The 5,104-nt window shown below is 31.2% G+C and carries 4 protein-coding genes; all 4 read left to right on the forward strand.

The features are described 5' to 3' along the window. Positions 1 to 455: hypothetical protein (locus tag ACTHW2_RS10545; RefSeq protein ID WP_442263876.1), on the forward strand; the 455-nt coding region annotated here is incomplete at its 5' end. Positions 456 to 787: 332 nt separating this feature from the next. Further along, the gene (locus ACTHW2_RS10550) at positions 788 to 2,833 is read left to right on the forward strand and encodes a methyl-accepting chemotaxis protein (RefSeq protein ID WP_442263877.1); all 2,046 of its coding nucleotides are present in this window, start codon (positions 788 to 790) and stop codon (positions 2,831 to 2,833) included. Positions 2,834 to 3,027: 194 nt separating this feature from the next. Continuing rightward, entirely contained in the window at positions 3,028 to 3,729 is a 702-nt protein-coding gene (deoD, locus tag ACTHW2_RS10555) for a purine-nucleoside phosphorylase (protein WP_442263878.1), read from the forward strand. Positions 3,730 to 4,000: 271 nt separating this feature from the next. Then, the coding region (locus tag ACTHW2_RS10560) for a Na+/H+ antiporter NhaC family protein (protein WP_442263879.1) at positions 4,001 to 5,104 on the forward strand (1,104 nt) is incomplete at its 3' end.

Here is a 5,104-nt window from a genome sequence, read left to right on the forward strand (position 1 = left end):
TTGGAGAAATTCAAGATGTAACTAAGGGAGTTACAGATGTTGTAAATAACCTAGTATCGTCAGTGGATGATTTAGTGGAATTTTTGGAGGAGAATGTAATAAAAGATTACGAAATGATAGTAGATGCAACAGAAGAATATAGAGAAGATGGAATGAGTTTAAATAATATGATATCTGACCTATCTGCTACATCAGAAGAATTAGAAGCTACTCTTAATGAAACATTTAATACTATAAACGATATATCAGCAACAGTAGAAGAATCAACAACAGCAACTACAAATATAGCTGAGAAGAATCTAAATATAGTAGAAACAGTAAATCGTATAAATGAAATAATGGAAGGCAACAAGGGAGTTTCAGATAAATTAACCAATATAGTATCCCAGATAAAACTTGATGGAAAAGATAAGAAGGATACTAGAGAAGAGGAGGCAAGTACATCTGAAGCTTAAATATAGAAAATTAAATTAGAAAAGATTATTAAATTTTCCATAAATAAATAATATAATTTTGCTTTAAGAAAATTAAGTTATTTTTAATGCTATGATACTTCTAAGTAGTTGGTTTAATCTAAATTCATTAGACTGATTAGCTTAGAAGTATTTTTGTTTTATAGTCTTTCATACATATGTTGATTTACTTAGAAGAAAAAAACATTTATATATTTAAGCTTTAAAAAGCTTAAGTTTTAACTAAAGCTGTCGATATTAGTTAGGTCGGAATAATTTATATAGTTAAATTTATAAAAATATATAAACAAATATAAAAATTGGGAGGCAAGATTATGAAATTAAAAAATAGAATTGTTATTTTTACAGTACTTATATGTATAGTTAGTATAGTGTCAATGTCAGTTTTAAATTATACATTATCCATAAAACAATTGGAAAATGAAGTAAATGATAAAACTAAGTATGGAACTATGCTTGTATCTAAAGAATTAGATAAGTGGGTAGGAAATCAAAAAAAGGCTATGGATGAAATTATAGGAGGTATGGTTGTAGGGGATAATTTTGAAGAGGAGTATGCTGCCGAGTATCTTAAAGTAGCAAATGATAGAAATGAAGGTTCAAACTACTATATTGGATTTAAAGATGGGGAATTTATTCATCATAGTGCAGATCTAGGATCAGATCCTTCAGAAAGACCTTGGTATATAGAGGCTGTTGCAGCTGAAGAGTTTTATATATCTGAACCTTATGTAGATCAGGTTCTTGGAGATATGATAGTTACAATTTCTAGGTCCTTTAATACTAAGGAAGGTAGAGAAGGAGTTATAGCTGCAGATATAAGAATTGGATATTTAACAGACTATATAAGAGAAGTTTCCTTAGGGGAAGGCTCATATGCTTTTTTAGTAGATGCAGATGGTGATATAATAGCTCATGCTGATGATGAATTTAGTCCAACTACTGAAAGGGTTATAAATATTGAAGAAGTGGCAGACGGGGAACTTGCAAAAGTTATAAGTGTAGAAGATAAGGGTATACAAGATAGAAAATTTAAAGATTATGATGATATGGAAAAACTTCTTTTCTTTGAAGAAATGGAAGAAGTAGAATGGGGAGTAGGAACTGCAGTTGCAGTAAAAGATACTCTGGGGGTAGTAAATAATGTAATAAAATTAACTATTTTGGCTGCAGTTATAATACTAGCTGTGGGAATAGCAGTATCTTATATTATGGCTAACTATATATCTAAACCAATAGTTAGGGCGACAAATATAGCAGAGAACATAGGAAACCTAGACTTAACAGATACAATAGATAGCAGTATATTAGATCGTCAAGATGAGATAGGTGTTATGGCTCTAGCCTTTAAAAATGTAATAGATAAGTTAAGAATATTTATGTTTGAATTGGATGATTCTGTTGAAACAAATGAAGAGTCCTTTAAAAAATCTAATGAAAGATTAAAATATCTTCTAGAACAAGCAGAAGATACTTCAGCTACTACAGAAGAGCTTTCAGCAGGTATGGAAGAGACAGCTGCTAGTGCTATGACACTAGATGACTCAACTAGAGAGATAAATGATGCCATATCAGACTTTTCTAATAAGATGGAAGAAGGAGCAAATACATCAAATGCCATAAGTGATAAAGCTGATAAATTAAGTACTCAATTTGTACATGCTAGAGATAATACTATGGAGATTTACTCTAAGACTAAATCTGAAATAGAAACAGCAGTAGAATCAGCAAAAGAAGTAGAAAAAATAGATGTACTTTCAAATGCAATCCTTGAAATATCAGAACAAACAAGTCTTCTTTCACTAAATGCAGCAATAGAAGCAGCAAGAGCTGGAGAAGCAGGACGAGGCTTTGCAGTGGTAGCAGAAGAGATAAGAAAGCTTGCTGAAAACTCAAACTCAACAGTTGGAGAAATTCAAGATGTAACTAAGGGAGTTACAGATGTTGTAAATAACCTAGTTGAAAGTGTAGGACATTTAGTGGAATTCTTGGAGGCAAATGTAATAAAAGATTACGAAATGATAGTAGGTGCAACAGAAGAATATAAAGAAGATGGAATGAGTTTAAACAATATGATATCTGATCTGTCAGCTACATCAGAAGAGTTAGAAGCAACACTAAATGAAGTATTTAACACAATAAATGATATATCAGTAACGGTAGAAGAATCAACAACAGCAACTACAAATATAGCAGAGAAAAATCAATATATAGTAGAAACTGTAAATCGTATAAATGATATTATGGAAACAAATAGAGAAGTTTCAGATAAACTTACAAATATAGTATCTCAAGTAAAGCTTGAGGAAGATGGTAAAAGTAGTAGTGATGAAGAAAAGGGTAGCTTAACTGAAGCTTAGTATTAAAAGGAATATAAAAAACATATGATATGCTCCTTTACTTGGATGTAGATTTTAAGCTAAAAAACCTACAAGTAAAGGAGTGTTTTTATATATATGTATTGGGATGTAGGAAAGCTCTTTAAAGACATTTATTGAAATGCAATGTTAGCATATGATATGATAAGTTTAATAAAATTTAAGGAGATGATTTTATGAGTACGCCACATATTAATGCAAAAAAAGGTGATATAGCAGAAACTATATTGCTGCCTGGAGATCCTTTAAGAGCTAAATTTATTGCTGAAACTTATCTAGAAAATCCAGTTAGATTTAATGAAGTAAGAAACATGTTTGGATATACTGGAACTTATAAAGGTAAGAGGATATCTGTTATGGGAACAGGTATGGGAGTACCGTCTATTGGTATTTATTCTTATGAACTTATTCATAACTTTGGAGTAAAAAACCTTATAAGAATAGGCTCTTGTGGTGCATATAATAAAGACTTGGAACTTTACGATATAATACTTGGAATGGGTGCAAGTACAAACTCAAGTTTTGCTCATCAGTATGATCTTCCTGGAACTTTTTCTGCTATAGCTTCTTGGGATTTACTTTATAAAGCAAAAAAGGTATCAGAAGAAAAAGGTATAGATGTAAAAGTTGGTAATATTCTTACCAGTGATGTATTTTATAATGATACTGCTAATGTATATGAGAAGTGGGAAAAGATGGGCATACTTGCAGTAGAAATGGAAGCTTATGCATTATATTCAAATGCAGCTGCAGCTGGCGTAAATGCACTTACCATACTAACTGTATCTGATTCACTAGTAAAGAAGATGGAAACTACAGCCGAAGAAAGAGAAAAGAGTTTTACTCAAATGATGGAGATAGCTCTAGAACTTGCATAGTAAGATATAATAGATGAAAAACTCAATTATTAACAAAAATCCTCTCGAATAGACAAGAAAAATGTCTAATAAAGGGAGGTTTTTTTGATGGTTTGTATAAAAAATATTGATTTTATCTAAATTTATGGTATGATATAAAGTAATAATATGAAAACGATATCAAGCCTATATATAAGATTATTTATAAAAGTAATGACAAGTAAGTTGGAATTATTATAAATATAGGCGAATATTATGTATTCATATTAAAAATTTAAGGAGGCGTTTATAAATGGAAAGACCAGGAGAGGTTAAAAGTAGTGGAAAAGCACTCATACCGTTTTTAGTGTTTGTAATAGTTTATTTAGCTGCTGGTATTATTTTGGAAGCAAGAGGAGTAGAGATGGCATTTTATGAATTCCCAGCTCCAGTAGCAGTTATAATCGGAGTTATAGTTGCATTTTTCTTATTAGAGGGAAGCATAGACGAAAAATTTGATACCTTTATTAAAGGTTGTGGACAAGAAAACATAATTATTATGTGTATTATTTACTTATTAGCAGGGGCATTTTCAGCTGTTTCTTCAGCTATGGGTGGAGTAGATTCAACAGTTAACTTAGGTCTTACACTTATTCCGGCACAGTTTGTAACAGCTGGTATATTTGTAATATCAGGCTTTATAGCAGTAGCAACTGGAACTTCAGTTGGTACAATAGCTGCAATAGCACCAATAGCAATAGGTCTTGCTGATAAAGCAGGATTAAATTTAGTATTAGTAATAGCTGCAACAGTAGGTGGATCAATGTTTGGTGATAACTTATCTATTATTTCTGATACTACAATAGCAGCAACTAGAACCCAAAATGTACAGATGAGAGATAAGTTTAGAGTTAACTTAATGATGGCTCTACCGGCTGCTATTATAACTATAGGTTTATTACTTATATTTGGTAAACCTGTAACAGCTGTAACTGCGGGAGAATATAGTTTTAATATAATAAAAGTACTTCCTTATCTATTTGTACTTATAGCGGCTATAGCAGGAATGAATGTTTTTGTAGTCTTAACTGGAGGAATAATATTTTCTGGTATAATAGGACTTGTTTACGGAGAATTTACACTTTTACAATATTCCCAAGAAATATATGGTGGATTTGAAGGAATGTTAGACATATTTATCTTATCTCTACTTATGGGTGGACTCGCTCAGATGGTTACCAAAGCAGGTGGAATCCAGTGGATTCTAGATAAAATAAAAGGTTTAATAAAAGGAAAAAAATCAGCAGAAGCTGGAATTGCAGGCCTTGTTTCTTTAGCTGACGCAGCTACAGCAAACAATACAGTAGCTATAATAGTAGCAGGACCAATTGCAAAAGAAATATCTAAAGAATATAAA

This window comes from Tissierella sp. (assembly GCF_052089545.1).
Lineage (GTDB): Bacteria > Bacillota > Clostridia > Tissierellales > Tissierellaceae > Tissierella_A.

Coding starts and splice junctions, on each gene's coding strand:
- ACTHW2_RS10550 (WP_442263877.1), top strand. CDS start 788: ATGAAATTAAAAAATAGAATTGTTATTTTTACAGTACTTATATGTATA.
- deoD (WP_442263878.1), top strand. CDS start 3,028: ATGAGTACGCCACATATTAATGCAAAAAAAGGTGATATAGCAGAAACT.